The sequence below is a fragment of the Mycobacterium asiaticum genome (genome assembly GCF_001673365.1).
GTDB lineage: Bacteria > Actinomycetota > Actinomycetes > Mycobacteriales > Mycobacteriaceae > Mycobacterium > Mycobacterium asiaticum_A.
On sequence record NZ_LZLS01000006.1, the window covers coordinates 1 to 22900 of the forward strand.

Sequence of the window (22900 nt, forward strand, 5' to 3'; positions counted from 1 at the left end):
AACACCCGCAAGCCAGCCCCTACCCGCGGGGCCACTTCAAGCCGTCACCCCGGGGCCACTTCGAGTTGACACAGCCACATGCGCGTATCGCATTGTTCGATAGCGGCGACTATTTGCTGAAAACTCTGACACGAGAACCTGCGCTACCAACTGCGCTCAGCGAAGCGACGCGGGCGCTAGCGGATGCATATCAGCAACTGGCGATCGATTACTTGTCCGAGGCGGCAGATCCGGACATCGAAACGTCACGACAGGCTATTGAATCGGCGGGTTCGAGTGTCCGCCAGCTTTGCAAATGACCTTTTCAGACGGCGGTAGCGGAGTCGGCGGTAAAGGGAACCACACCAAAAGGGCGTCGGGACTCCAGTCGCCATCAAGCATGTGGATGGCAACCCGGTTGCGGCCGGACGCATCGTGCTGCCGGCCGACAAACCCAACGATGTGGGTCCGAGTCCGAACCGCGAGAGTGCAATAAACTTTTGCGCGACTTATACGCAGGCCAAGTACTCGATTGGACAGGCACTCCGCAACGGGTGACTGGCGGATCCGCAGAGGAACGCTACGATCCACGCGTGTCGAAAGTCCTTCCAACGCAGTCCATACCGCTGGCACCGCCGCCAACGCGTAAGCAGCCTTCACGATGGCTAGCTTTTGCATCGCTGACGGTTGCCCTCCTTGCGTTCGGCGCCGCCATTGGCGCCTGGCTGCGACCCTTGCCGAGATATGAGCCCCCAACGGCGCCGACCTACTCGAGTCAGCAGGTCTCAGACGCAAAGGCGAAGGTGTGCGCTGCATTTAACAACGTTCATGAAGCAGTGAGATCAAATTTCGCGCGCGATCAAGGCAATGAGCCAAACCAGCAACTATTGGTGGCTTTGGCTGGGGAACAAGCGCTAATGGCAGGAAGCACATATCTGCTAACCACGCTTTCCAAAGAACCGGCGACCCCGGCCGATCTGACCGCGGAAGTGCGTAAATTAACCGAGGTCTTTCAGAGACTCACTGTTGATTACTTGAATGGTCGTGGCAGCCCCGAGGTTGATGATACCCTCCGCGCCGGGGACGCGGCGACTTTAGCGATCCAAAGACTGTGCAAATGACTGGCTTTCCGCCAGGAAAATGGTCATTACTTTTGGTCGGTGAGCAGTGGCCTGATGATTGTGACGTGGCCGCGATCGAGTTGGCTAGGAGAAACCGTTCCACGACTCAGATTAGCTTCTGGGGCTTTTCCGAAGCTCTGCGTAGTGCACAGACGGGTCCGCTCGGTTTTCAGCAGGGCTTAACAGTTGAAAATTTGCGGAGCAAATTTTGCGATGGCGAATCTCAAGCCCGGCAAGTCGCTAATAAAAACGATGCAAAGGCAAAAGCGTACGGTATCGCGTACGATAGTGTACTCAGCCTCCAGCACGACCTCACTAACTTGGCAGAAGAGGGTAATAACGAAATCCAAGGTATTGAGAATCGTGAAGAGCCAGCGGCCATCAAACTTCCAGAGATCATGAATGTGATACGACGCTGCCGCACTTTAGCTAACCTGATTTCAGCAAAGTATTGTGCCAATATAATGGACGCTATTCAGTTGGTTCTCGATGCAGACGGGGTTGCGCAGTCGGCCAGAGGGTACACGGAGCACCAAGGCATCGACCTAGTTCAGATGTTTCGACAACCTGCCGACTCCAATAGCCTCGAGGATCAAGCATTGGGCTTACTGACTAAGCCAGGCGCGACGGCATGTATAAGGACGCCGACATCGACCGCCCAGACCGCTCCTCCCGGTGGCACACCAAATTCATCGGGCTCCGCTTTGGGAGTTAATAGCAGCTTTCAGAGTCCGGCAGCACATTCAACCGTCCATCCAGAAGCTAAAGCCGGTCCGGGCACCGCGGCTGGCATCCCCGCTGGATTTGGCCCAACCGTACGCCCGGTCACCGGGCTGTCACGATCGTTACCCGGAGTGCCGCTGCCCTCTCGGGTATCGAGTCCGATCCAGGCAGGGGTATCAACCCCCAGCCTGTCCGCGTCCCCCATAAATGCCGAACTATCAAAGCCACTCGTGTCAGGCCCACCTGCCGTGCCAGTCAGCCCATCAACCGCACTCACGCAAACCCCTCACCTCACGCCCACGGAACTCGCCGGAAGCTTCAACAAGGGAATGGAATCCGGGGCGCCATTCTCCGCAGCGGCGCACGCTGTCGCATCAGTTCCAGCGACGACCGAGCCCCAAATCTTGCATGGCGCACCGACAGTCCCGTCGGCAACTCCCAGCTCCCAAGTCCACGTGCCTGTCGTCGACACGCCTCCGCCGACCCACCACGCAGCCACGGAGACGCCCGCGACACCGATAATCGCTGCGGCGCCAACGATTTCGGCGCCGACGCCGCCGCAAGCAATGGGTGCACTCCCAACGTACGGCTCCGACCTACGCGCCCCCGTTGCAACAGTGATCACTCCAACGACACCAGCGAGTCCCCCGCCACCGGTACCGGCCACGCCAACCTCAGCGCCGGTCACGTCCTCAGCCGGACAGTCCGCCGCGAATCAGCCTGCGGTAGTACGCCAAACACCCCCGACCAGTCCCCCGCCGCAGCCGTCGACAATCGGGACTCAAGCCGTTGCCGCCACCGCGACCGGAGCTGCAGTCGGAACGGCATCGGCCGACTCAATCGCACGAAAGCGACTGCAGCACCTGGTCGCAGCCGTCGCGCGTCAACAGCCGCGTCTGGCTTGGGCCGCCGGTGACCGCAATGACAACACCACTGTGCTGGTAACTGATTTGGCCAGCGGCTGGATCCCGCCGGGCATCGACCTGCCGGCCGCGGTGACTCTGCTGGCGCCCGCAAGACGCCGCGGCAGCCTCGAAGCTCTACTGGGCAACGTCACCGTCACCGCAAGCTACACGCCCGTCCACCACGTGGCCGACGAGCACGAGCCTCCCCCGACATCGAAGCGGGCTCGTCGCGCACCAGACATCGCCGAACTCGGCTGGGAACTCAGCCAGGCAACACAATGGCGCGACGGCCTACCCCGACTTGCCCACACGCTCGCCAAGGCCGCCTCAGCGGGCAGCGGCGTCTTGGACTCCGAAATCGATTTTCTCCACGAACACCTGGCCACTGTCAGCGACAAAGTTTTGGACAGCTACCCCGACGCCAACGCCCACGACGTGGGGAACTGGCAGCTACTGGCCGCTATCGACGCGCTTGTGGCCGGCGACAAGCCCGAAGCGAACTACCACCTGGCCTGGTTTCTCGCATCGAAGCCTGGCTAGCCAGTCAGGACACCGGCACAACGACCAACTCGTGCGGGCGGTTGTTGGCCGACACGGCACCGTCGTCGGTAACCACCACAATGTCTTCGATGCGAGCTCCCCACCGCCCCGGGAAATAGATGCCCGGCTCGATGGAAAACGCCATGCCCGCGGTCAGCGGAAGGTCGTTGCCGGCAACGATGTAGGGCTCCTCGTGCACGCACAACCCGATGCCGTGTCCGGTGCGGTGCACGAAATACTCCGCGAGCCCGGCTTCGGCAAGCAAATCCCGTGCGGCGGCATCCACCTGCTGGGCGGTCACTCCAGGGCGGACAACGTCAAACGCGGCACGCTGAGCCCGCTCCAGAATGGAATACTGCTGCGCCACTTCTGAATTCGGCTCGCCGATGCTGTATGTGCGGGTTGAATCCGAGTGATAGCCGGGTCCATATGTGCCGCCGATATCGACAACTACGATGTCACCCACCGCTAACGGACGGTCCGAATAGCCGTGGTGCGGGTCGGCACCGTGCGGGCCGGACCCTACGATGACGAATGCCACATCCGAATGTCCTTCGGACACAATGGCTTCGGAAATATCGGCGGCGACGTCGGCTTCGGTTCGGCCGGGCACCAAGAAACCCGGCACCCGTGCATGCACGCGGTCGATGGCGGCGCCGGCCTCTAGCAGTGCGTCGATCTCGGCCTGTTCCTTGACCATTCGTAGTTCACGCAGCACGTCAGTGGCCAACGCCGGCGTCTCCCCCAACACCGCGGCCAGCGGCAACAAGTGCAGCGCCGGCATGGAGTCGGTGACGGCCACAGCGGCGCGACCACCCCCCAACGCGCCAGCCACCAAGCCGTACGGATCTTCGCCGTCCACCCAGTCCCGCACGGCCAAGCCCAGTTCCGCAGCCGGGGACTCTTTCAGACTCGCGAGTTCCAGCCGTGGCAACACGACCGTCGGCTCACCATCGGCCGGCAGCACCAACGCCGTAAGTCGCTCGAAAGTCTCCGCCCGCGACCCAAGCAAGTAACGCAGGTCGTACCCCGGCGTGATCACCAGACCCGAAAGCCCGGCCCGCGCGGCCAGACCTGCAGCGGCGCGCAACCGTCGGGCATACACCTCGGCGTCGAATCGGTGAGAGTCCATGGCAGCCAGGCTAACCGGACCGCCTGGCAGGATGACCAATATGTCCGCACCCGTATTGCTGCTGGACGGCGCCAGCATGTGGTTTCGCTCCTTCTTCGGCGTGCCGTCGTCGATCAAGGCTCCCGACGGCAGACCGGTTAACGCCGTCCGTGGGTTCATCGACTCGATGGCGGTGGTGATCGCCCGGCACCAACCCAGCCGCCTGGCGGTGTGCCTGGACCTGGACTGGCGTCCCCAGTTTCGTGTCGACCTGGTCCCGTCCTACAAGGCACATCGGGTCGCCGAGGAAGAGCCTGCCGGTGATCCCGACGTGGAGGAAGTGCCCGACGAACTCACTCCCCAAGTCGACATGATCATGGACTTGTTGGACGCCTTCGGGATACCCACGGCCGGCGCTCCCGGCTACGAGGCCGACGACGTCCTGGGCACGCTGGCCGCCAAGGAACGCAAAGATCCCGTGGTCGTCGTCAGCGGTGACCGCGACCTGCTGCAGGTGGTCGCCGACGACCCCGTCGCGGTCCGGGTGCTGTATCTCGGCCGAGGCCTGGCCAAGGCCACCCTGTTCGGGCCGAAGGAAGTGGCCGAGCAGTATGGGGTGCCGGCGCAGCGGGCGGGCTCGGCCTACGCCGAACTTGCGCTGCTACGCGGCGACCCCTCCGACGGGCTGCCCGGCGTGCCGGGCATAGGCGAGAAAACCGCCGCTACCCTGCTGGCTCAGCACGGCTCACTCGAGCAGATCCTGAAGGCTGCCGAAGATCCAAAGTCCAAGATGGCCAAGGGAATACGCACAAAGCTGCGGTCAGCGACCGAATACATCGAGGCCGCCGAAGCCGTCGTGCGAGTCGCCACCGACGCACCGGTCACCCTGTCAACTCCCACCGACAAGTTGCCGTTACACGCCGCAGACCCTGGACGCACTGCGGAGTTGGCAACGAAGTACGGCGTTGGATCCTCGATCTCGCGACTGCAAAAAGCGCTCGACGCGCTCTAACTACTGCGGCCGCCCGACCTCGTAGGTGCCCTTGTCGTCCTGGAAGGTCACCGTCACGTGCTTACTGGCGCCGTCGATGCTGACCGTGCAGTCGAAGGTCCCGCCCTTCTTGACCACTGGGTCAGAGCCGCCGTTGCACTTGACGTCCTTGACGTTCTTGGCGCCGTAGCCGTTGGTCTCGTCGGTCAAGATCGACTGCACATCGGTGTTGGCCTTGTTGACGTTCAGCTTGGTGGTGACGAAGAACCCGGGAACCACGAACCCGAGCACCAGGATGACGATCACGAACAGCAGCGCGATACCGCCGACCAGGCCGCCGATGAACGCCTTCGAACGCTTCTTGCCACCGGGCTGGCCGTAAGGGGCCGCCTGGCCCGGGTACTGGGCCGGCTGACCATACTGCCCGTACTGACCGGCCTGATCCGGCTGCCCGTACTGCGACGGCTGACCGTACTGAGGTTGCTGGCCGTACTGCGGCGCCTGCTGACCGAACTGCGGCGGTGCGCCGAACTGGGTTGCTTGCGAACTGAAGTCGGAGCCGCCATAACCCGGTTGTGAGTACTGCTGCTGGTAGGGCGACTCGGACGGCTGCTGGTAGCCGGGGTACTCCGCGGCCGGGTACGACTGGGCGTACTGGGTCGCATCCTGATTGCTGCCCGGTTGCTGCTGCCAGGGTGAACCGGCCATGGTCGGGTCCGACGAGGACCCGCCAGGCGGCTGCCATCCCTGGTTTGGTCCCTGCGGTCCACTCATCGTTGCTCCTCAGTCCGAATTGTCCTGACCACCCGCATTGCCCCTCTGGTCCTCGTGCCGGTCACGTTCGCAGATGTAACCGTAGCTCCGGCCTAGCCTACCCGGCGTCAACTGCAACGACGCCGCGCCGAATCTCATTGATAGCGCGCTTGGCAGTGGCCCGCACATCGGGGTCGGGCGCCGCATTGCGCACTTGATCCAACAGATCCAGCACCTGTCGGCACCACCGCACGAAATCGCCTGCTGACAGCGGTGACCCCACACCTCCCACCGCCTCAGCGGCCGCCAAGGCGGCGGCCAGATCACCGGTACGCGCCCACCGGTAGATAACCCGCACGAAGCCATCATCGGGTTCCCGACTCTGCGCGATGCGGTGTGTCTGCTCATCGGCCCGCAGCGCCATCGACAACCTGGATGTCTGTCCCAGTGCCTGTCTCAGCCGCGGCGTCGGAACGTCCGCGCCGAGCGGGGCTGCCGGCCCGTCACCACCGCGCGACTCGTAAAGCACCGACGACACCACTGCGGCCAACTCCGGCGATTTCAACCCCGCCCACGCGCCGGTGCGCAGGCATTCAGCGACCAGTAGGTCACTCTCGCTGTAAATGCGCGCCAACAGGCGGCCATCGTCGGTGACCCGCGGATCGCTGGCCGGCCCCTTGATGAATTCTCGTTCGGTGAGCAGACCGACGATGCGGTCGAACGTTCGCGCCAGCGAGTTGGTGGCGGCGGCCACTTTGCGCTCCAGCTGCGCGTTGTCCCGCTCGATGCGCAGGTACCGCTCGGCCTGACGAACCTGCTCATCGACGTCGGGCGCGTGGTGGGACGGATGCTTGCGCAAGTCCTCGCGAAGCGTGGCAAGTTTCGGGTCGTAATGCGTGTCGTCTTTGGCGCCCTTCATATTGCGACGCCCCGCAGGGATGGTCAGGCCTTCGGCGGCGGATCGCAGCGCCGATGCCAGATCTCGGCGCACCCGTGGCTGACGGTGTTCGACCCGTTTCGGCAATGACATCGAACCCACCGGCGGCGTCGCACCCGAATAGTCGGCCGAGGAAATCCGCCCCGCCCAGCGGTGTTCGGTCAAGACCAGAGGTCGCGGATCCGAACTGTCGCGGGCCGACTCCAAAACAACGGCGAGACCACCTTTGCGGCCGTGATTGATGGTGATGATGTCGCCACGCTTGAGTGCGGCCAGCGCGTCGCTGGCGGCCTGGCGTCGGTGCAGCCTGGAGGCACGGGCCTGGGTGCGTTCCAATTCGCTGATCTCGGCGCGCATCCGGGCGTAGTCGAGGACCGGGGCGTCGTGGCCGCCCAATTCGGCGGCGATCTCGTCGAGCATCTCCTTGCCACGCTCGATACCGCGGACCAGTCCGACGACCGAACGGTCGGCCTGATACTGGGCGAAGGACTGCTCCAGGAGCCGATGCGCCTGTTCGGGACCCAGCTGCCGCACCAGGTTGATCGTCATGTTGTACGACGGGGCAAATGAACTGCGCAGCGGGAAAGTGCGGGTCGAGGCCAGGCCCGCCACCTCCGACGGCTCGACATCGGGGTGCCACAGCACCACCGCGTGACCCTCGACGTCGATGCCGCGCCTACCCGCACGCCCGGTCAACTGGGTGTACTCCCCCGGTGTCAACGGCACATGCTGCTCGCCGTTGAACTTCACCAGCTTCTCTAGCACCACAGTGCGTGCCGGCATGTTGATGCCCAGCGCCAGGGTTTCGGTGGCGAATACCGCCCTGACCAGGCCGGCCGTGAACAGTTCCTCGACGGTGTGCCGGAACGCGGGCAGCATCCCGGCGTGGTGGGCGGCCAGACCCCGCAACAGTCCCTCGCGCCACTCGTAGTAGCCGAGCACCGCCAGGTCCGCGTCAGCCAGATCGCCGCAGCGGTGGTCGATGACCTCGGCGATCTGCGCGCGCTCGGCCTCGGTGGTCAGTTGCAGCGGGGAGCGCAAACACTGCTGGACCGCTGCGTCGCATCCGGCGCGGGAGAACACGAAGGTGATTGCCGGCAACAAGCCGGCGGAGTCGAGGGCCGCGATGACGTCCGGCCTGGGCAGCGGGCGGTAGAAGCGCGGTCGCTCAGGCCGCCCGCCGTGGCGCCGGCGCGGCTGCCAGTCCGACATTCGGTCAGCTTCGCGGCGGTGCGCGATGTGTTGCAGCAGGTCGGGATTGACGTGCGGCTTGTCCTTGGCTGAGGCGTCGCTGCGGTAGTCGAAAAGGTCGAACAGCCGCTTGCCAACGAGGACGTGCTGCCACAACGGGACCGGCCGATGCTCATCGACCACCACCGTGGTGTCGCCGCGCACCGTCTGGATCCAGCCGCCGAATTCCTCGGCGTTGCTCACGGTCGCGGACAGGCTGACCAGACGCACCTCCTCGGGCAGATGCAGGATGACTTCTTCCCACACCGGGCCGCGCATGCGGTCAGCCAAGAAATGCACCTCGTCCATCACAACATGGGAAAGTCCCGGCAGCGCCGACGAATCGGCGTAGAGCATGTTGCGCAGCACTTCGGTGGTCATGACCACCACTGGCGCGTCGGCGTTCACCGACAAATCGCCGGTCAACAGCCCGATTTTGTCTTTGCCGTACCGGGCGGTCAGGTCGGTGTGCTTCTGGTTGCTCAGCGCTTTGAGAGGTGTCGTGTAGAAACATTTGCCGCCGGCCGCCAGCGCCAAATGCACCGCAAATTCACCGACCACGGTCTTACCGGCCCCGGTGGGAGCGCAGACCAGCACGCCGTGCCCGCCTTCCAGGGCGGCGCACGCCCGACGCTGGAAGGCGTCGAGTGGGAACGGCAATTCGGCCGCGAACCGCTGCAACTCGGGCAGATCGGTCACTTGTGCCTCGTCCTGCCGCCGCGAACGTGCGCAGTTGGCCGGCCCTGTCGGCGTGTCGCCGGACATCTGTGCACGTTCGAGAACGGGTTAGGTGACGTCGTCATGGGTTCCGCCGATCACCGACGGCGCCGGTATCGGCGATGGTGGTTCGATGTCCGACGCCTCGTCATCGGGTATTGCGGCAGCCTCGCGTTTGGCTTTGCGCTTGTCGTGCAGGCGGGCGATCTGGATAGCGAACTCCAGCAACACCGTCAACGCCAAACCCAAGGCGGTCATCGAAAACGGATCCGAGCCAGGGGTGAATACCGCCGCGAACAAGAACATCGTGAAAATCAGACCGCGCCGCCATGCTTTGAGCCGCTCGTAGGGCAGGATGCCGACGACATTCAGCATCACGATCAGCAGTGGAAATTCGAAGCTGACCCCAAACACCACCAGCAGGTTGATCAGGAAGCCGAAGTACCGGTCACCGGAGAGCGCGGTCACCTGCACGTCACTGCCGACGGTCAACAAGAAACTCAACGCCTTGGACAGCACCAGATAAGCCAGCGCGGCGCCGGCGATGAACAGCATCACCGCTGGAATCACGAAGGCGATCGCGAAGCGGCGCTCCTTCTTGTACAGGCCGGGCGTGATGAAAGCCCACAGCTCGTAGAACCACACCGGGCAGGCCAGCACGATCCCGGCCGTCATGCCGACCTTGAGACGCAGCATGAACTGGTCGAATGGTGCGGTGGCCAGCAGCCGGCACTGCCCGTCGGCGCTGATATTCGCCCGAGCCGACTGCGGAAGCGCACAGTAGGGCTGACGCAGCCACTCCCCGAGGCTCTCCAGCCCGAACAGCGGATGCGAATACCAGATGAATCCGAAAGCCGTCGTCACCACGATGGCGGCCAGCGAGATGAGCAAGCGGGTGCGCAGCTCGCTCAGATGGTCGACCAGCGACATCGTCCCGTCAGGGTTAACGCGGCTGCGACGGTTTCGTGGATTAAGCCGTTTGAGAGGGCCAAGAGCGCGCGCTGAAACCCGGGGACCTTTCACCACATTCGGTCAGAGTGACGCCGGACTAGGCCGGCCGCGCCTCGGTGTGACCCTGCTGCTCAGCGGATTCAACCCGTTGTGATTGCACGGGAGTGGGAGTGGCCGCTGGGCTCTGAATCGACGACTCGGTCTTGTTCTCGCTCTGCAGCTCACGGACCTCGGACTTGAAGATCCGCAGCGATTTGCCCAGCGAGCGCGCCGCGTCGGGGAGCCGCTTGGCACCGAACAAGACGATCACCACGACAGCGAGGATCAGCCAGTGCCACGGTTGAAGACTGCCCACTTTGATTACCTCCAGACGTTCACCCGATGCTACCGCAGCACAGGGCCCGCACCTGCACATGCGAACGGCGCCTGCGCGTCACGCCTGCTCAGTAGCTTGATACGCCGCGACGCCCGCCGCCGCTGCAGCTTGCACCCGCTCTGCGAGCGATTCCGGTGCCAGCACCTGTACCGCGGACCCGAAACCCAGGATCAGCCGGGTCATCCAATCGTCGGACGCGTAGGTCATGGTCACTTTGCAGGAGCCGTCCGGTAGCTCGTGCGCGTCCCGCAGCGGGTAGTACTCGAACATCCACGATGCCGACGGTGCCAGCAGCAACGTCGCCGACGGCAACGAAGGGTCACCGTCGAACAGCGACGTATCGGGGGGCGACTGCACCGCCGGCTCCGGCGGCGATGCGGGTTCATCCAGGTCGGAGGCCTCGACGATGCGGTCGAAGCGGAACAGCCGAACGCCCTCGGCCTCGCGGGACCATGCCTCCAAATAGCTGTGGCCGCCGATTAGCAGGACCCGAATGGGGTCGACGACCCGGGTGGTGAGCGAATCGTGGGAGGCGGCGTAATAGTCGATGGTCAGGGCGCGCTTGTCCCGGACCGCGGCGCGCACGATCGCTGCGGCTCGACTCTCGAGTGGGGCGGGGTCGTCGACCGCGGCCACGGTGTCCTCGTGACCGACTGCGCCCGCCGCCGCCGCGATCTTGGCGATTGCGCTGCGCGCCGCTTGCGGATCGACCACACCGGGGATGTCCGCGAGGCCGCGCAACGCCACCAGCAGTCCGGTCGCCTCGGGCGATGTCAGCTTGAGGGGTCGGTCGATGCCCGCGGAGAAGGTCACCTTGACGGTGTCGCCGGAGAACTCGAAGTCGATCAGGTCGCCGGGGTCGTAACCGGGTAGACCGCACATCCACAGTTGGTCGAGGTCTTTTTGCAGCTGTTCTTCGGTCACCCCGAGATCGGCGGCGGCCTCGGACTTGGTGATACGCGGGTTGGCCTGCAGGTAGGGCACCATGTTGAGCAGCCGCACCAGGCGGTCGGAAACGGGAGTCACGGCGCTCCCACCTGGCCGGCCGCCTCGCGTAACCGAGCCAGCACGTCGTCGCGCAGCGACGCCGGCTCCAGCACGATCGCGTCGGCACCGTAGCCGGTGATCTCGCGCGCCAACTGATCGCGGAATCGGATGTCGAGTTCAATTACCTCGCCGTCGCGGCCCGCCAAATGCCTTGGCCCAAGCGACCTTCCGGCGCGCCGAAGCGCGGTGGCCCGCCCGTCGGCCACCCAGACCGTGGCCTGCGCCCCGGTCGGTCCATCGGCGATCGCGTCGGCGACGATCTGTTGCAGGTCGACGCCGTCGGGCACGGTGACCGAGCCAGGCTCACCGATTGGCGTGACGTCGTCGCCGATGCGGGAGAGGCGGAAGGTCCGGGTGGCGTCGCGATCGCGGTCGTGACCCACCAGGTACCAGCGCCCCTTGTCGGTGATCACCCCCCACGGCTCGACGGTCCGGGTGGTGTAGGGCGCCGAGCGCGACGACCGGTGCGAAAACTGCACCGCGCGTCGAGAATTGATGGCGGACAACAAGATTCCTACGGCTTTTTCGGACTCCGGCAACCCCGGTACGCCAGTCGGCGAGGCGACGGACACCGGGGCATCCAAGGGGTCCACGTCAACTCCGGCCGCACGCAGCTTGAGCAGCGCCCCCTGGGTGGCGGTGATCAACTCCGGCGATTGCCATAACCGGGTCGCGACGGCCACCGCGGCAACCTCTTCGGGGGTCAGTTCGACGGGCGGCAGGGCATAAGCGTCGCGATTGATGCGGTAGCCCTCGGTGGGGTCCAGGTTGGACACTCGGCCAACTTCGAGGGGGATGCCGAGGTCGCGCAGTTCATTCTTGTCGCGTTCGAACATGCGGGAAAACGCGTCGGCCGACGGGCTCTCGGCGTAGCCCGCGACGCTTGTTCTGATCTTCTCGGCAGTGATGTAGCCGCGCGTCGAGAGCAGGGCGATGACCAGGTTGACCAGTCGCTCGACTTTGTTGATGGACATCTGGGTCAGGTTATGGCTACATGCTCGCGATCAGCCGCTTGACCCGCTCGTCGACGGCACGGAACGGGTCTTTGCACAGCACCGTGCGCTGGGCCTGGTCGTTGAGCTTGAGGTGCACCCAGTCGACGGTGAAATCACGCCCGGCCGCTTGCGCCGCACTGATGAACTCGCCACGCAGCCGCGCGCGGGTCGTCTGCGGCGGGTGATCGACAGCGTCGGCGATCTCTTCGTCGGTGGTGACCCGCGCCGCCAAACCCTTGCGCTGCAACAGATCAAAGACACCGCGACCTCGCTTGATGTCGTGGTAGGCCAGGTCGAGCTGGGCGATCTTCGCGTCCGACAGCTCCATGTTGTAGCGGTCCTGGTAGCGCTGGAACAGCTTGCGCTTTATCACCCAGTCGATCTCGGTGTCCACCTTGGCGAAGTCCTGGCTCTCGACCGCGTCGAGTTGGCGACCCCACAGGTCGACCACTTGCTCGATTTGCGCATTGGGCTCCCGGGTCAGCAGATGCTCGACGGCACGTGAGTAGTACTCGCGCTGAATGTCCAGTGCGCTGGCCTGGCGTCCGCCTGCGAGTCGGACGGGCCTGCGTCCGGTGGTGTCGTGGCTGACTTCGCGGATGGCGCGGATGGGATTGTCCAGTGAGAAGTCGCGGAACGCCACGCCGGCTTCGATCATTTCCAGGACCAGTGCCGCGGTGCCGACCTTGAGCATGGTGGTGGTTTCACACATGTTGGAGTCGCCGACGATGACGTGCAGACGTCGGTACTTTTCGGCGTCGGCGTGCGGCTCGTCGCGGGTATTGATGATGGGACGGCTGCGCGTAGTCGCGCTGGAGACGCCCTCCCAGATGTGTTCGGCGCGCTGCGACAGGCAGAACGTGGCGGCCTTGGGGGTTTGCAGCACCTTGCCGGCCCCGCAAATCAACTGCCGGGTAACCAGGAACGGCAGTAGGACGTCAGAAATCCGGGAGAACTCGCCGGCCCGCACGATCAGGTAGTTCTCGTGGCAGCCGTAGGAGTTACCGGCCGAATCGGTGTTGTTCTTGAACAGGTAGATGTCGCCGCCGATGCCCTCGTCGGCAAGACGTTGCTCGGCGTCGACCAGCAGGTCTTCCAGTACCCATTCACCTGCTCGGTCGTGCGTGACCAGCTGCACCAGGCTGTCGCACTCGGCGGTGGCGTACTCCGGGTGGCTGCCCACGTCGAGGTACAGACGTGCACCGTTTCGCAGGAACACGTTGGAGCTACGGCCCCAGGACACCACACGCCGGAACAAGTAGCGGGCCACCTCGTCCGGGCTCAGTCGGCGATGCCCGTGAAAGGTGCAGGTCACACCGAATTCGGTCTCGATACCCATGATTCGTCGCTGCACCTAATTGAGGGTACTTGTTGTCTTCCCGCGACGGTCGACAGCCGCGCCCGTAGAACGAGCTGACCCCACGTTCACATTGGACAAAAATAAAAGTTAGGCTTCCCGAAACTCTAAACACGGCGACTCGAAGGGCAGGCTGGTTGACGTGACGGCGCCCATCTGGATGGCCGTCCCGCCAGAGGTCCATTCCGCGCTCTTGAGCCAAGGCCCAGGTCCCGGGTCGATGCTGGCTGCCGCACATGCGTGGCAAGGCCTCAGCGCCGAGTACGCCGAAGCCGCCCAGGAGGTGGCCGGGCTGCTCGCCGCAATGTGTCCCGGCTTGTGGGCAGGTGCCGCTGCCGAATCGTGCGCGGCCGCTCATGCGCCGTATGTGGCGTGGCTGCTGCAGATCAGTGCCACCAGTGCAGCCGCCGCCGCACACCATGAGACAGCGGTCGCGGCGTATTTCACCGCCCTGGCCACCATGCCGACGCTGGCCGAGTTGGCAGCCAATCGCGCCGCCCATGTCGCTTTGGTCGCCACGAACTTCTTTGGGATCAATACCGTCCCGATCGCGGTCAACGAAGCCGACTACGCGCGGATGTGGGTCCAAGCCGCCGCCACCATGACCACCTATCAGACCAGCTCGGCAGCCGCGGTCGCATCGACACCACAACCGGTAGCGGCGCCGCCCATAGTTGCCCAACCGGCGGCATCCCTTGACCCGGGACGGGCCTTGATCAAGGCACTGGCTCCGATTCTGGAGAGTTTCGGGATCAACCCACTTATCCGAAATCCGTTGGTGTCCAACCCATTGACGACACTTATTTCGGAAATCCTGGAGAATTTCGGCATCTATTGGGATTCCGGCGCTGGCATCCTCAACGGCCTCGGCTACGAGGAGTACGCCGACGCCACGCAACCGATGTGGTACCTGGCGCGAGGTCTGGAACTCATCGGCGACACCATGCAGATGACGCAGAACCCGACCCAGGCCCTGCAGTATTTTCTTGCGCTCTCAATCTTGGATTGGCCGACGCACATCGCACAGCTCGGAACGGCAATCACCCAGTCGCCGCTACTGCTGGCCGCTGCCGGAGGTGTGATGCTGATGCCCGCGGCGACGGCGGGCGGCTTTGCCGGTCTGGCCGGATTGGCTGCGGCGCCCACTCCCGTTGCGGCGCCCGTGCCGCAGCCCGTCCCAACTTCGCTCGATCTGCCGGCCGCGGGAATGTCTACTTCCACAACATCTTTCGCGTCAGCGCCGACGTCCGCTCCGACACCGGCTCCGGCACCGACCGCAACTCCGGCCGGCTCGGCGCCGCTCACGCCGTCAACTGCAGGACCAGGATTTACCCCGCCCTACGTGATCGGACCTCCCGGCATCGGATTCGGTACGGGAATGGCCAGCGGCGCCAGTGCCAGCGCGAAAAGAAAGCTACCCGAACCGGACACCGACGCCGTCGCGGCGAACTCGCAGGCCGCGAACCGTCGTCAGGCGCGGGCCCGGCAGCGCAAACGCACGACCGAGCGGCACTACGGCGACGAGTTCATGGATATGGATATCAACGTGGAGCCAGACCTTGACTCGCCTGGCGCATCGACCCAGGGCGCTGGTCAGTTGGGATCGAGCGGGGCCGCGGGGCTGACGACGTTGACGAGCGACAAATTCGGTGACGTGTCGCGGGTTCCGTTGGTGCCGAGCAGCTGGCGCTGACCCTATTCCGCGGCCTCGCCGTCGCCGTCCGGCGTTTCCCCTTCGGCCTCGCCGGTTTCCGGGGTTTCCTGCAGCAACGACTCCAACGTCGCGCGGCTGATCCGCTTGAAAGCCCGACGCGGGCGGTTGGCATCCAGAATCGCGACTTCCAGGCTGGCCACGCCGAGGCTGGGCTGTCCGTTTGTCGAGCTGTCGCTACTGCTGGCTCGCAGCGCCTCCACTGCAATCTTCAGCGCGTCGGGCAGGTCGGCGTTCTCGGCGTAGGACTCCTTGAGCGCGTTGGTAATCGGTTCGGTGGTGCCGCCCATCACCACGAAATGCGGTTCGTCGGCGATCGACCCGTCGTAGGTGATCCGGTACAGCTCAGGCGCTTTCGTCTCGCCGTAGTGCGCGACCTCGGCGACACACAATTCGACCTCGTACGGCTTTGCCTGCTCGGTGAAGATGCTGCCGAGCGTCTGGGCGTAGACGTTGGCCAACTGGCGGCCGGTGACGTCGCGCCGGTCGTAGGCGTAGCCGCGGGTGTCGGCGAATTGAATTCCGCCGCGGCGCAGATTGTCGAACTCGTTGAACTTGCCGGCCGCGGCGAATCCCACCCGGTCGTAGAGTTCGCTGATCTTCTGCAGCGACCGCGACGGGTTCTCCGCGACGAACAGCACGCCACCGGCATACGCCAGCGCGACCACGCTGCGGCCGCGAGCGATTCCCTTGCGTGCGAGCTCGCTGCGCTCGCGCATCGCCTGCTCGGGCGAGATGAAATACGGGAAACTCACTTCTCACCGCCGTCAGGGCCGAAAGTATCCGCGCGCGAACGACTTTCGATGACGCCGCGGGCCAGTTCGGCGATGCGCCGCTCCGGAATCTCCATCGCGCCGTCAGCGTCGATGGTGACCGCGGTCGGGTATATACCCCGGACCAGGTCCGGTCCCCCGGTGGCGGAGTCGTCGTCCGCGGCGTCATACAGGGCTTCCACTGCCACCCGCAGCGCCGAGTCGGCGTCGGTGACCTGGGTGTAGAGCTTTTTGATCGAAGACTTGGCGAAGATGGACCCCGAGCCCACCGACTGGTAGCCCTCCTCCTCGATGTTCCAGCCGCCGGCGGCGTCGAAGGAGACGATGCGGCCGGCGGACTCGGCATCAGCGGCGTGAATGTCGTAGCCCACCAAGAGCGGTAGCGCCACCAGCCCCTGCATTGCCGCGGGCAGGTTGCCTCGCACCATGATGGCCAGCCGGTTCACCTTGCCGGCGAAGGTGAGCGGCACGCCCTCGAGCTTTTCGTAGTGCTCGAGTTCGACGGCGTAGAGCCGGGCGAACTCGACGGCGATGGCCGCCGTCCCGGCGATGCCGGTGGCGGTGTAGTCGTCGGTGATGTAGACCTTGCGCACATCGCGCCCGGCAATCATGTTGCCCTGCGTCGAGCGCCGGTCTCCGGCGATCAAGACGCCGCCGGGGTACTTCAGCGCCACGATGGTGGTGCCGTGCGGCAGCTGGTCACTCACGGTTACCCCGCTGATGTTGGCGGGCAGCAGCTCCGGCGCCTGGCGGCGCAACAACTCAGCAAAAGACGACAGGTCTACAGCTGGGAATCCGGGTTTTGCTGGGTTGGAGGACAGGCGATCAGGCAACGGCCAGGTCACTGTCCGCCCTTTTGGACGTAAGCCCGCACGAAGTCCTCGGCGTTTTCTTCCAGGACGTCATCGATCTCGTCGAGCAGATCGTCAGTTTCCTCGGTCAGCTTTTCGCGGCGCTCCTGGCCCGCGGCGGTGGTGCCGGTGATGTCGTCGTCATCGCCGCCACCGCCACCGCGTTTGGTCTGCTCCTGCGCCATCGCCGCCTCCTGCTTCGTCACGGGCCTTTATCTAAAGACCGTCGCCCGTTGGCTTTTCTCTACCCTACCGGTCGGCACCGACGTTTCGTCGGTCTAACCAGGCTTAGCTAGTTAGTTGCTCCACCAGCTCGACCGCGCTGTCCACCGAATCCAGCAGCGCGCCGACGTGCGCCTTACTGCCACGCAACGGCTCCAGCGTCGGGATCCGCACCAGCGAATCGCCACCCAGATCGAAGATCACCGAGTCCCAGCTGGCCGCGGCTATGTCGGCACCGAACCGACGCAGACATTCGCCGCGGAAGTAGGCGCGGGTGTCGGTGGGCGGATTGTCGACCGCTTCGAGCACCTGGTGTTCGCTGACCAGTCTCTTCATGGATCCGCGAGCCACCAGGCGGTTGTACAGACCCTTGTCCAACCGGACATCGGAATACTGCAGATCGACCAAGTGCAGTCGTGGCGCCGACCAGCTCAGATTCTCGCGTTGCCGGAACCCCTCCAGAAGGCGCAACTTGGCCGGCCAGTCCAGCAGATCGGCACACTCCATCGGGTCGCGCTCCAGCAGATCGAGTGCGTCGGCCCAGGTCTCTACGACGTGCGAGGCGCGCGGGTCCGGGTCGCGGCTGTCGACAAGTTTGGCGACCCGGTCCAGGTAGATCCGCTGCAGCGCAAGGGCGGTCAACTCGCGACCGTCGACCAGGGCCACGGTCTGCCGCAGTGCGGGATCGCGACTGATCGCGTGGACGGCATGCACCGGGCGGGCCAATGCCAGGTCGGTCAGTTCGATGCCTTCTTCGATCAGGTCGAGGACCAGCGCCGTAGTGCCCAGCTTCAAATATGTCGACGTCTCGGCGAGGTTGGCGTCGCCGATGATGACGTGCAGGCGGCGATACCGGTCAGCATCGGCGTGCGGCTCGTCGCGGGTGTTGATGATGCCGCGCTTGAGAGTGGTTTCCAGGCCGACCTCGACCTCGATGTAGTCGGAACGCTGGGACAGTTGGAAGCCGGCTTCGTCACCGGAGGCGCCGATGCCTACCCGCCCGGAACCGGTCACCACCTGCCGTGACACCAGAAACGGCGTGAGTCCGGCGATGATGGCCGAGAACGGTGTCTGACGCGACATCAGATAGTTCTCGTGCGAGCCGTAGGACGCGCCCTTGCCGTCGACGTTGTTCTTGTAGAGCTGCAGTTTCGCCGCGCCAGGCACGCTGGCGACGTGTCGCGCGGCGGCCTCCATCACCCGCTCGCCGGCCTTGTCCCAAATCACCGCGTCCAGCGGGTCGGTGCATTCCGGCGCGGAGTACTCCGGGTGCGCGTGATCAACGTAAAGCCGCGCGCCGTTGGTCAAGATCATGTTGGCCGCACCCACCTCGTCGGCGTCGACCACCGGCGGCGGACCGGCGGAACGGCTCAAGTCGAAACCACGGGCGTCACGCAGCGGCGACTCGACCTCGTAGTCCCAGCGGGTCCGCTTCGCGCGCTGAATGCCGGCAGCGGCGGCGTACGCCAGGACCGCCTGTGTCGAGGTGAGGATCGGGTTGGCGGTCGGCTCCGACGGCGAGGAGATGCCGTACTCGACCTCCGTCCCGATAATCCGTTGCATGCCTTGAGCCTAAGCCAGCGGCGTCGGCGCTGACTTTCGGGGACAAGCCAGGGATGCAGCCTCTCTCGGGGACACCACAATTTTTGCCCGGCTACGAGCGACAGCGGGGCGATAGGGTGACCCGGCATGAGCCCTTCTCTTCGCTCGCTGGCACGGCGAGGGTCGGCGACCGACGAAGCTGAAAGCTGGTTCCTGGAGCGCGGTCTGCCGTCGGTGCTCACGACGCGAGGACGGTGGCGGCGGCTATGGTCACGCTCGGCGCCGATCCTGGCGGCCTACGCGACCCTGCATTGCTGGACCCTGCCGGTGCTGTTCGTCACCGAGGGCAAAGAGGAAGTCGTCATCGACGGTCAGCCATCGGCCGAAGAATGGTTCCTGCTGGCCCTGATCGCAGTCGCACCGGTCGCGATGGCGGTCGTCGGGTGGCTGGTGTCGCGCATCTCGGATCGTCGCAAGCGTGCGTTGGCGTCGACGGCGGCGATGACGCTGGTGGGAATCGTCATCGTCGTCGACACCGACCCGTCTCACCTGCCGAATGCGATCGTCACCGCGCTGATCATGATGGCTCTGACCGGGCTCGGTGTCGGATCGGTGGCCGGATGGTCGGCACGCATGACGCTGTCGCATTTCACGACGATCGGCGGTCTCGCGGTACGCGCCCTGCCGGTCGTGCTGCTGACCACCTTGGTGTTCTTCAACGGCAACGTCTGGCTCATGTCGGCCACGATCACCGGTGAGCGCCTGGCCCTGGCGATGCTTTTCTTGATCAGCATCGCTGCGGCGTTCGTCGTCTCGGCAACCGCCGAACGGGTCCGGCCGATGTTGCGCTCCCCCGCAGCCGTACCCAAAGACTCAGAATGCTTGGCCGACACGCCATTTGAGACGATGCCCGATCCCCCGAGCAGTCCGCCGCTGAGCAAATCTGAGCGCATCAACGTGGTTTTCGTCCTCGCCGCGTCCCAGCTGGCTCAGATCACGGTGGTCGCGGCACTCACGGCAGGCATCTACGTGATCCTGGGTCTGATCGTGCTGACCCCGGCACTGCTTCAAGAATGGGCGCGCACCGCGGACAACAATTCGACACTGCTGGGCCTGACGGTTCCGGTACCCGACTCGCTCGTTCATCTGTGTCTGTTCCTGGGTGCGTTGACGTTCATGTACATCAGTGCCCGCGCGGCCGGCGACGCCGATTATCGCTCGACGTTCGTGGACCCGCTGATCGACGACCTACACGCCACGCTGACCGCCCGCAACCGCTACCGCGAACGCATGACGAACGCGCCGGTGACCAGTGTTGACGGCGCTGACCTGGGTGATTAGGTTCACCCTGGTGTCAGCCCCTCACTCGGACTCCGCGTCCCACCAAGAATCGGACGACCTGTCCGGGAAACGTTACGGCGAGGTACTTCTCGTAACGCCCGGAGAGGCGGGTCCGCAAGCCACCGTGTACAACAGCTTCCCGCTCAACGACTGCCCAGACGAGCTGTGGTCGGCGCTGGACGCGCATACCATAGCAACCGAACACGGTGCTGCCACTGCACTTCTCAACGGTCCGCGCTACTGGCTGATGAACCACATCGAAAAGTCTCCGCAGGGCCCGCAGATCACCAAGAACTTCGGCGGCATCGACATGTTGCTGCAAGCCACCGTCTTGTTGTCGTCGATGAACCCGACTCCCTACACCGTCAACCAAGTCAGCCGTAACACGGTCTTCGTGTTCGACGCCGGCCAGCAGATCTACGAATTGCAGGACCCGCACGGCCGGAAGTGGGTGATGCAGACCTGGAGTCAGGTCGTGGACCCCAAGCTATCCCGCGCCGACCTGACCAAGCTCGGCGAGCGGCTCAACCTGCCAACGGGCTGGACTTACCACTCCCGCGTGCTTACCGACACGTTGCGCATCGACACCACCACGCAGGCCGCCCAAGTACTGCAGGACGATCTGACCAACAGCTATTCGTTGGCGAGCTAGTTGCTACGTCCTAGAGGTACTGACCCAGGTTCGACTCGGTATCAATAGCCCGGCTGGCACTCGAACTCTTACCGGTGACCAGGGTGCGGATGTAGACGATCCGCTCACCCTTCTTGCCCGAAATCCGCGCCCAGTCATCGGGGTTGGTGGTGTTGGGCAGGTCCTCGTTCTCGGCGAACTCGTCGACGATCGAGTCGAGCAGGTGCTGGATGCGCAGGCCTGGCTGACCCGTCTCCAGCACTGATTTGATCGCGTTCTTCTTCGCCCGGTCGACCACGTTCTGGATCATCGCCCCGGAGTTGAAGTCCTTGAAGTACATGACTTCCTTGTCGCCGTTGGCGTAAGTGACCTCGAGGAAGCGGTTGTCGTCGATCTCGGCGTACATCCGGTCGACGACCTTCTCGATCATCGCCTTGATGCAGGCCGTGCGGTCGCCGTCGAACTCGGCCAAGTCGTCGGCGTGCACGGGCAGCGTCTCGACCAGGTACTTCGAGTAGATGTCCTGTGCTGCTTCGGCGTCCGGCCGCTCGATCTTGATCTTCACGTCCAGACGGCCGGGCCGCAGGATGGCCGGGTCGATCATGTCCTCGCGGTTGGACGCACCGATGACGATGACGTTCTCCAGGCCTTCCACGCCGTCGATCTCGGAGAGCAGCTGCGGAACCACCGTGGTCTCGACGTCCGAGGAGACGCCGGTGCCACGGGTGCGGAAGATCGAGTCCATCTCGTCGAAGAACACGATCACCGGAGTGCCTTCTGAGGCCTTCTCCCGCGCCCGCTGGAAGATCAGCCGGATGTGACGCTCGGTCTCACCGACGAACTTGTTGAGCAGTTCGGGGCCTTTGATGTTAAGGAAGTACGACTTGGCCTCGCGCGCGTCGTCACCACGCAGGTCGGCCATCTTCTTGGCCAGCGAGTTGGCCACGGCCTTGGCGATCAGCGTCTTACCGCAACCGGGCGGGCCGTAGAGCAACACACCTTTGGGCGGTCGCAGCGCGTACTCCCGGTAGAGCTCCTTGTGCAGGAACGGCAGCTCGACCGCGTCGCGAATCTGCTCGATCTGGCGTGTGAGCCCGCCGATGTCGGAGTAGCTGACGTCTGGCACCTCTTCGAGCACCAGGTCCTCGACCTCGGCCTTGGGGATGCGCTCGAAGGCGTAGCCGGCCTTGGTGTCGACCAGCAACGAGTCGCCCGGACGCAGCTTGCGGGGCCGCGTGTCGTCGTTAAGAGCGTCCGGGTGCCCCTCGGGCAGGTCCTCGGCGACCAGCGGGTCTGCCAGCCACACAATCCGCTCCTCGTCGGCGTGCCCGACGACCAGCGCCCGGTGACCGTCAGCGAGCACCTCGCGCAACGTCGAAATTTCACCGACCGATTCGAAGGTGCCCGCTTCCACGACCGTCAGCGCCTCATTGAGACGGAGCGTCTGACCTTTGCGCATTGTGGCGGTCTCGATGTTGGGCGAGCAGGTCAACCGCATCTTGCGACCCGACGTGAACACGTCGACGGTTTCGTCGTCGTGGGTTCCCAACAGAACGCCGTAACCGCTGGGCGGCTGCCCGAGCCGGTCGACTTCCTCCCGCAGCGCCAACAGTTGTTGCCGGGCCTCTTTAAGAGTTTCCATTAATTTGGAATTGCGGGCAGCCAGCGAGTCGATTCGCGCTTCGAGTTGATGCACATCACGCGTGGAGCGCGCCGGACTCTGGTGCGCAACCGCGTTGTCGAGTTGCTCGCGCAGCACCGCAGCCTCGCGCCTCAGCTGTTCGAGTTCTGCAGCATCTTCGCTGGACAGGGGGATATCGCGTGGGGTCTTGAATGCTTCAGAACGCTCTGAGTCACCCATGTTGCGCTCCTTTCCCGCACCAGGAATGGCGTGGCGGATACTTTAACGCTACCGGCCAACCGCGCTTGATGTGCGCAGTCAAATGCCCTTTGAAAGTTACAAGTTGGGTCACGCTGGTAATCTCGCCTTCTACTCGGGCAGAGCGAAAGGACTTCTGTGACCACGAAATCCCTAGCCACAGGCGTTCCGACCCCTGCACTGACTCAGAGCACGACCCGCACTGTGACTTCGACCG

At 64.4% G+C, this 22900-nt stretch carries 19 protein-coding genes; 6 read left to right on the top strand and 13 right to left on the bottom strand.

What is annotated here, in order from left to right:
- Positions 1-572 precede the first annotated feature (572 nt).
- Positions 573-1100 carry a hypothetical protein gene (locus tag A5634_RS27890; RefSeq protein ID WP_155769288.1) on the top strand — a complete coding sequence of 176 codons (528 nt, stop codon included), beginning with the start codon at positions 573-575 and terminating at the stop codon, positions 1098-1100.
- A gap of 1289 nt (positions 1101-2389) precedes the next feature.
- Positions 2390-3268, top strand: coding sequence for a DUF5631 domain-containing protein (locus tag A5634_RS28490; protein WP_065142275.1), 879 nt, complete (start codon positions 2390-2392; stop codon positions 3266-3268).
- Positions 3269-3272: 4 nt separating this feature from the next.
- On the opposite strand, the gene A5634_RS01230 is transcribed toward A5634_RS28490, so the two are convergent.
- Positions 3273-4400, bottom strand: coding sequence for a M24 family metallopeptidase (locus tag A5634_RS01230; RefSeq protein ID WP_065142276.1), 1128 nt, complete (start codon positions 4398-4400; stop codon positions 3273-3275).
- Between the two features lie 40 nt (positions 4401-4440).
- Between A5634_RS01230 and A5634_RS01235 the strand changes: the two genes are divergently transcribed.
- Positions 4441-5391 (top strand): 5'-3' exonuclease, encoded by a 951-nt coding sequence (locus tag A5634_RS01235; protein WP_065142295.1) that lies wholly within the window; start codon positions 4441-4443, stop codon positions 5389-5391.
- Here A5634_RS01235 and A5634_RS01240 read toward each other — a convergent pair whose 3' ends face one another.
- From A5634_RS01240 to pafA, 7 genes are all read right to left on the bottom strand, one after another.
- A complete protein-coding gene (locus A5634_RS01240) occupies positions 5392-6144 on the bottom strand; it encodes a DUF4333 domain-containing protein (protein WP_065142277.1) in 753 nt (250 codons plus the stop codon). It lies immediately after the preceding gene.
- A 97-nt stretch (positions 6145-6241) separates the two neighbouring features.
- Positions 6242-8989 (bottom strand): DEAD/DEAH box helicase, encoded by a 2748-nt coding sequence (locus A5634_RS01245; protein WP_065142296.1) that lies wholly within the window; start codon positions 8987-8989, stop codon positions 6242-6244.
- A gap of 87 nt (positions 8990-9076) precedes the next feature.
- Positions 9077-10030 carry a twin-arginine translocase subunit TatC gene (tatC, locus tag A5634_RS01250; RefSeq protein WP_155769291.1) on the bottom strand — a complete coding sequence of 318 codons (954 nt, stop codon included), beginning with the start codon at positions 10028-10030 and terminating at the stop codon, positions 9077-9079.
- A 25-nt stretch (positions 10031-10055) separates the two neighbouring features.
- Positions 10056-10313, bottom strand: coding sequence for a Sec-independent protein translocase subunit TatA (gene tatA, locus A5634_RS01255; RefSeq protein WP_065142279.1), 258 nt, complete (start codon positions 10311-10313; stop codon positions 10056-10058).
- A 78-nt stretch (positions 10314-10391) separates the two neighbouring features.
- On the bottom strand, positions 10392-11360 hold the full coding sequence (locus A5634_RS01260; RefSeq protein WP_065142280.1) for a helix-turn-helix transcriptional regulator: 969 nt from the start codon (positions 11358-11360) through the stop codon (positions 10392-10394).
- Positions 11357-12355, bottom strand: a complete 999-nt coding sequence (locus A5634_RS01265; protein WP_065142281.1) for a helix-turn-helix transcriptional regulator — start codon at positions 12353-12355, stop codon at positions 11357-11359. Before A5634_RS01265 ends, A5634_RS01260 begins: the two co-directional genes overlap by 4 nt.
- A gap of 16 nt (positions 12356-12371) precedes the next feature.
- On the bottom strand, positions 12372-13730 hold the full coding sequence (pafA, locus tag A5634_RS01270) for a Pup--protein ligase (protein WP_155769290.1): 1359 nt from the start codon (positions 13728-13730) through the stop codon (positions 12372-12374).
- 145 nt (positions 13731-13875) lie between these two features.
- Here pafA and A5634_RS01275 point away from each other — a divergent pair, with 145 nt between their 5' ends.
- Positions 13876-15426, top strand: coding sequence for a PPE family protein (locus A5634_RS01275; RefSeq protein ID WP_065142282.1), 1551 nt, complete (start codon positions 13876-13878; stop codon positions 15424-15426).
- Between the two features lie 2 nt (positions 15427-15428).
- Here the strand turns inward: A5634_RS01275 and prcA are convergent, their stop codons facing one another.
- The 4 genes from prcA to dop all read right to left on the bottom strand — a co-directional run bounded on the left by prcA (position 15429) and on the right by dop (position 18853).
- On the bottom strand, positions 15429-16199 hold the full coding sequence (gene prcA, locus A5634_RS01280; RefSeq protein WP_065142283.1) for a proteasome subunit alpha: 771 nt from the start codon (positions 16197-16199) through the stop codon (positions 15429-15431).
- Positions 16196-17062, bottom strand: coding sequence for a proteasome subunit beta (gene prcB, locus A5634_RS01285; protein WP_065142284.1), 867 nt, complete (start codon positions 17060-17062; stop codon positions 16196-16198). Before prcB ends, prcA begins: the two co-directional genes overlap by 4 nt.
- Positions 17059-17253, bottom strand: a complete 195-nt coding sequence (locus A5634_RS01290; RefSeq protein ID WP_065142298.1) for a ubiquitin-like protein Pup — start codon at positions 17251-17253, stop codon at positions 17059-17061. Before A5634_RS01290 ends, prcB begins: the two co-directional genes overlap by 4 nt.
- A gap of 103 nt (positions 17254-17356) precedes the next feature.
- Positions 17357-18853 (bottom strand): pup deamidase/depupylase, encoded by a 1497-nt coding sequence (dop, locus tag A5634_RS01295; protein WP_065142285.1) that lies wholly within the window; start codon positions 18851-18853, stop codon positions 17357-17359.
- 126 nt (positions 18854-18979) lie between these two features.
- Between dop and A5634_RS01300 the strand changes: the two genes are divergently transcribed.
- Both A5634_RS01300 and A5634_RS01305 read left to right on the top strand, forming a co-directional pair.
- Positions 18980-20173, top strand: coding sequence for a hypothetical protein (locus tag A5634_RS01300; RefSeq protein WP_172831580.1), 1194 nt, complete (start codon positions 18980-18982; stop codon positions 20171-20173).
- A 10-nt stretch (positions 20174-20183) separates the two neighbouring features.
- Positions 20184-20825, top strand: a complete 642-nt coding sequence (locus A5634_RS01305; RefSeq protein ID WP_065142286.1) for a hypothetical protein — start codon at positions 20184-20186, stop codon at positions 20823-20825.
- Positions 20826-20835: 10 nt separating this feature from the next.
- Here A5634_RS01305 and arc read toward each other — a convergent pair whose 3' ends face one another.
- Positions 20836-22665 (bottom strand): proteasome ATPase, encoded by a 1830-nt coding sequence (arc, locus tag A5634_RS01310; protein WP_065142287.1) that lies wholly within the window; start codon positions 22663-22665, stop codon positions 20836-20838.
- Positions 22666-22900 lie beyond the last annotated feature (235 nt).